Source organism: Kitasatospora papulosa, from assembly GCF_000717245.1.
GTDB classification, from domain to species: domain Bacteria; phylum Actinomycetota; class Actinomycetes; order Streptomycetales; family Streptomycetaceae; genus Streptomyces; species Streptomyces papulosus.
The window spans coordinates 1-5,236 of the sequence record NZ_JNYQ01000039.1; the positions used below are offsets into that span (position 1 = coordinate 1).

Sequence of the window (5,236 nt, forward strand, 5' to 3'; positions counted from 1 at the left end):
CCGCTTCCCCTCGAAGACCCGGAGGCCCGCTTTCCCTCGAAGGAACAGGAAGTGATGATCCGGCCCGTCCGTGCGCTACTTCCAATGTCCGTCGCGGCAGAGCTCCACCACGAGGGACACCCGCCCCGGACGGCGGCCGGCCGGGATCCGTCCGGGTGGCTTCGTCGATAGCTGCTCGATAAAGCCAGTCCGGGGGTCCGTCCAGACATCTGCCGGGGATCCGTCCCGGATCTGTCCCCGGGGACAGATGACCAGGCACTCCGGACGGACCCCGGGCAGATCCCTGACGGATGGCCGGACCCTCAACCAGACACCGGATGGCTTTGTTCACGAGTCTCGACAGCGTTTGTTCAGCAGCTCGGGAGGGCCCGGATCAGGCCGGGGCCGTTGTTTACGAGAACGGGAGGCGCACCGAAGGTCGGGCTTAATTGTTCGAACAGGGTTGGCCGGTAGGGTCCTCCAGCCGTGCTCGGGCAGCAGCTCTCACCTCGGTCGTCTCCATCGGATCATCGCGCAGTACAGCGATCCGGCCCAGGGTCTCCGTGTTCGTGGGTGCCGCGGTGATCCCCACCAGCCGCGTCGTTTCTTCGCAGTCCCAGAGGGACTCGGTGTACACGTGCTCCAGGCCGTCCCGGTCGATAGCGGCCAGTGCCTCCAGGTACGCGGTCCGCTCATACGAGTGCGGGGTGCGCAGCAAGAAGCGCCGCAGATAGGGAACCGCCCCGGCAGCGTCCGGTCCGAACCGGGCCAGGCGCCGGGCCGTTCGGTCGGGACCGCACCAGGCCCGCGCCGTCCACTGTTCGACGAGTTCGGTCACCAGCCCCGGCAAAGCCTCGGGGCCGCCATGGTCGGCCAGGACGTCCGCACCCAGAAGGGCCAGCCAGGGGCGGTCCTCCTGTGCCCAGCCGTGCGCCGCCGGTACGGCGAGGGCACCCAGGCACTCAACGGCCCGCCGGAGCAGGGGCAAGGGTCGGCGGCCGTCCGACGTGCCCAGCGAGGGCACCAGCGGGATCAGCCCCTCAGCAGGCTCTCGGCCGTTCAGGACACGCAGCGCGTCGACCTTCGTGGCGCCTTCCGTGCGAGTGCCGGCGAGCAGAGCGAGGAGTTCTGCGGTGCTGCACCCGGCCAGTGACGGCCGCGGAACGAACGGACGGCTCTGGACCTCGATTCCGAACCGCATCCACGGCTCGGAGAAGCACGGAAGCTCCGCTTCTGCGCCGATCCGGGTCCGTGCGACGTCACCGAGATCTTCCCACCACTCCGGCGGCCAGCCGGCTGACAGCGACTCCAGTACGCGGACCCAGTGCTCGCCTTGGCGGACATACGCCCGAAGCCCTTCCCTGGCGTCGCCCGATCCCGCGAGAGCCAGCAGCTCCAGCACCTCGCAGGCCCGCAAGCAGGCCTCCTCGTCCCCCGCCAGCTGGTCAACGATCGGCCTGGGAGACAGGTCCAGATCATGTACCAGCCGTGCCAGGTACAGAGCCCGTTCGTCGGTCTGGTCCCACCGCCAGTCACGGCGGATCCCGTCGTATACGAACACGGCAGATCGCCGCGGGTCCTGGAGCGCTCGCACCGCGCCCAGGCCACGCCCCCGTTGCAGCAGACCCTCGACGGAGTCGGGGAGGGCATATGACATCTCGCACTCATCGCTCATCATCAGGGACCCTGCCCGACCCGGGCCCCGATCCGCCAGGCGATATCGGCCGGGTCCCACCGGGCAGGCCCTCCTGGTCGAACACGACCGGCCTACGACAAAGAGGGTGCTGCCGAATCTCGTGAAGAATCCGTCTCCGCATCGGTGGCTCCATGCCTCCCGAACCAGTGACGAAGTGCTGTCCGTTTTCATGGACAGAGCCAACCGGACCCGCCCGGCACCCAATGCCGCGCCTCGCAGCCGGCCCGGAACCACCCGCCGCCGCCCCGTCCAGTCGTCCGCTGGCGGCCCGCTGAGCGTCCGCTGGCATCCTGCTGGGTCCCGTCCCGCTGGACGGCTGCCGGACGGGACCCAGCGGACTCCCAGCGGATCACCAGCGGACGCCCAGCGGACCCTCGTCCGGGCTTGCGCGGCTAATACTCCAGTTCTACTTCGTGATTTGGAGTCATGGGGGTGCTGCTGTGGTGGGCTACCTGACGGTGCTGTGGCCGATGGCTCGGATGACGTCGGCAAGCCAGATCAGGTGGTAGCCCACGGCGCGGTCCTCGTGGGCGAGCAGGTCTTCAAGGTGCTGCCATGACTCGGAGAGCTGTCCGATCGTGAGCGTGCTCGGCTCGTTGGGGACGTCGTAGAGTTCGTCGCCCGGAGTAGACCAGAAGTAGTCGTGTTCGAGCGTCACCGCGTTGCCCGTCGACGCTTCAACGTGTTGAAGTGCCAGCTCAAAGGCGCGCCGAAGTTGATCGAGCGGGATCTGCGGGGAGTTGTCACTGGCCATGTGCCCATCATGGCGGGACCGGGGCTGCGTTGGGCCTACCGGCTGGTGGCGGGTCCCGCATCCGATCCGCCCTGGGGGTGGACCCGGCCGGGAACGGGAGCGGCCACCGCGTGATCATCAGAGGTTGTGTGGACTCCTGAAGATGGTGCGATGGCCGCGGGCCATAGCGTAGACCCTGTTCGCTGGCAGGCGATGTTCGACCAGGCCATGGCCCGGATCGCGGACCGGTTTCGGCGCGTTGAACCCCGGGCGACGGCGCGGGCGTTCGTGCTCGGGCTGCTGTCCGGCGTCGAGCGCAAGACCTGCTGGCAGTTGGCCGAGCAGGCCGGGTACGCCCGCCCGGGCCCGATGCAGCGACTGCTTCGAAGTGCTCGCTGGAACGCTGACGAAGTACGCGATGACGTGCGCTCCTACGTTCTGGAACACCTCGGCGGCGACGGAGTGCTGATCGTGGACGAGACGGGGTTCCTGAAGAAGGGCGACCGCTCGGCAGGCGTCCAGCGGCAGTACACCGGCACCGCGGGAAGAATCGAGAATGCCCAGGTCGGAGTGTTCCTCGCCTACGCATCCGAACGGGGACGGGCGCTGGTTGACCGCCGGCTCTACCTGCCCGAGCACACCTGGTGCCAGGATTCCGAGCGCCGGTCAGGCTCCGGTGTTCCCGAGGACGTCGAGTTCGCGACCAAGCCCCGCCTGGCCCTGCAGATGATCGAAGCAGCTCTGGACGCGGGATGCACCTCCTCGTGGGTGACGGGCGACGATGTCTACGGCCAGGACCCGCAGCTTCGCTCCGCGTTGGAGGCACGAGGGGCCGGCTACGTCCTGGCGGTCGCCTGCACCACCCGCGTGCGGATCAACCAGGACAGCACCGTCCTGCGCGCCGATGCCGCGGTAACCGCCCTGCCCCCGGACGCCTGGCACCGACAGAGCGCCGGCGCCGGGGCGAAGGGCCCGCGCTACTACGACTGGGCCTGGGTGCAGATCGGCTCTGACGCCAACCGCTGCCTGCTGATCCGCCGCAACCCCTCGACCGGCGAACTCGCCTTCTATCTCTGCTGGTCACCGGGGCAGGTCGCCCTGTCGGCGCTGGTGCGCGTCGCCGGGATCAGGTGGTGCATTGAAGAGTGCTTCCAAGCCGCGAAGGGCCAGGTCGGCCTGGACCACTACCAGGTCCGCCACTGGACCGCCTGGCACCGCCACGTCACACTCGCCATGCTCGCCCTGGCCTTCCTCACCGCCGTCGCCACCAGCACGACACCCGCCAGAAGCGCAGACCTGCACCGCGCCGCCCGTTCCAGCGACCCGATCGAGCTCACCGTCCCGGAGCTCCGCCACCTGATCGGCGCCCTGTTCAAGCGACCATCCGCATCGGTGACCACGCTGCTGGCCTGGTCAAACTGGCGCAGACGCCACCAAGCACAGGCCAGGCGCTGCCATTACCGACAACGCCTCACCACCAGCTCGCCCCCCTAAGGGCTGTCCCGCAATCCCTGGTGGATCAGCCCACGGCGTCAGATGCGGTGCATCGCAAGGCGGAGGGAAATCCGCATACTGGATGGATTCGGGCGTTCCGACAACGCAGCGAGGTGCCGTAGCTGTCGCTGTGCGCCCACCAGGGAATACGGGACAGCCCTTACGAGCTCGTGCACGGTTGGCGGTGAGACGTCGAAGGGCCTGGGCCCTCGGTACTCACGTCTGCCGAGCCAGGATCTGGTCTGCGGTCTGTTGCTGGGACAGTAGGCCGGCGATGGCTTGGACGGTGGTGTCCATGTGCTCGCGGCGGCCGAGGTGGCGGGCGAGGGCTCGCCAGTGCTTCAGGTGGGCGATGCCGTGCTCGACCCGGAGGCGTCGGGAGGAGTGTGCTTTGCGCTGGCGCTCGTGCATCTCCTCGTACCAGTCCGGGGCCTTCTTCTTGCACTTGCGGTGCGGCGACGTCACGACGCGGCCACCTGTCTGTGCTCCGAGTCCTTGGTAGCCGGCATCGGCAAGGATCTCGACTGCAGGACCTTCGGCCAGGAGCTTGACCAGCCCTAACTCGCGGGCGGGGGTGATGTCCGCGCAGCTTCCGGGTCTGGTCGGGCTGCAGAACAGCAGCCGCCGTCGCTGTCGGTGAAGACCATGGCCTTCACGGCGTTCTGCTTGTTCTTGCCGGAGATGAACTTGTCCCGGTCCTTGCGGCCGACGGCCGGGCGGCGGACACGGATCTCGGTGCCGTCGATGATGCCAATCTTTCCGGCCTGACCGAGATGATCGACGACCTCGGCCAGGGTTCGCAGCCGCACGTTGGGGCTGACGGTGCATCCTCGCTCGGCGAGCAGGGGCCGCACCTCGCCGACGGCCCGGGTGACAGTCGAGCGGTCCACGCCGAACCAGCAGGCCAGCACATCATGAGTAACCCCGTGGCGAAGGTACACGAGCGTGGCCAGCAGCCGGTCGAGGAAGACCATGCGGTGCTTCGCACCGGCGCCCACCGCACGCTTCCGCGGCCGGGATGTCAGCCTGGCTTGGTGCCATTCATGCCACAGAGGTCCGACCTCAGCGACGAGTTCAGCGATCACAACGGTTGATAGGCCCGTGATCCTCCGGTCGCTGATGATCGCTGTGCGCGCCACGTTCCCCACCACACATCCATGATCAACGATCCAGCGCTCGACGTCTCACCGCTAACCGTGCACGAGCTCGTTAGATCACGAAGTCGAACTGGAGTACTAACCCCCCGGCATCCGAAAGTGCTGTCCGGCTCGCCCGACGACGTCGATGAAACTGCCGGGCTACCGGTCCGATAGCACCCGCACGGCACCCATTCA

General features: G+C 68.0%; 5 protein-coding genes. 1 reads left to right on the top strand and 4 read right to left on the bottom strand.

Going from position 1 to position 5,236, the window contains the following annotated elements:
- Positions 1 to 424: 424 nt before the first annotated feature.
- Together IA22_RS0133425 and IA22_RS0133430 are read right to left on the bottom strand one after the other, a co-directional pair.
- A complete protein-coding gene (locus tag IA22_RS0133425; RefSeq protein ID WP_157840980.1) occupies positions 425 to 1,636 on the bottom strand; it encodes a hypothetical protein in 1,212 nt (403 codons plus the stop codon).
- Positions 1,637 to 2,123: 487 nt separating this feature from the next.
- A complete protein-coding gene (locus IA22_RS0133430) occupies positions 2,124 to 2,429 on the bottom strand; it encodes a hypothetical protein (RefSeq protein ID WP_030125843.1) in 306 nt (101 codons plus the stop codon).
- A gap of 192 nt (positions 2,430 to 2,621) precedes the next feature.
- On the opposite strand from IA22_RS0133430, the gene IA22_RS0133435 reads away from it, so the two are divergent.
- Complete coding sequence (locus tag IA22_RS0133435; RefSeq protein WP_421702155.1) at positions 2,622 to 3,902, top strand: IS701 family transposase; 1,281 nt, start codon at positions 2,622 to 2,624, stop codon at positions 3,900 to 3,902.
- A 216-nt stretch (positions 3,903 to 4,118) separates the two neighbouring features.
- On the opposite strand, the gene IA22_RS37380 is transcribed toward IA22_RS0133435, so the two are convergent.
- Complete coding sequence (locus tag IA22_RS37380; RefSeq protein ID WP_245229655.1) at positions 4,119 to 4,523, bottom strand: transposase family protein; 405 nt, start codon at positions 4,521 to 4,523, stop codon at positions 4,119 to 4,121.
- Positions 4,460 to 4,876 carry a transposase gene (locus tag IA22_RS37385; RefSeq protein WP_245229656.1) on the bottom strand — a complete coding sequence of 139 codons (417 nt, stop codon included), beginning with the start codon at positions 4,874 to 4,876 and terminating at the stop codon, positions 4,460 to 4,462. Before IA22_RS37385 ends, IA22_RS37380 begins: the two co-directional genes overlap by 64 nt.
- Positions 4,877 to 5,236 lie beyond the last annotated feature (360 nt).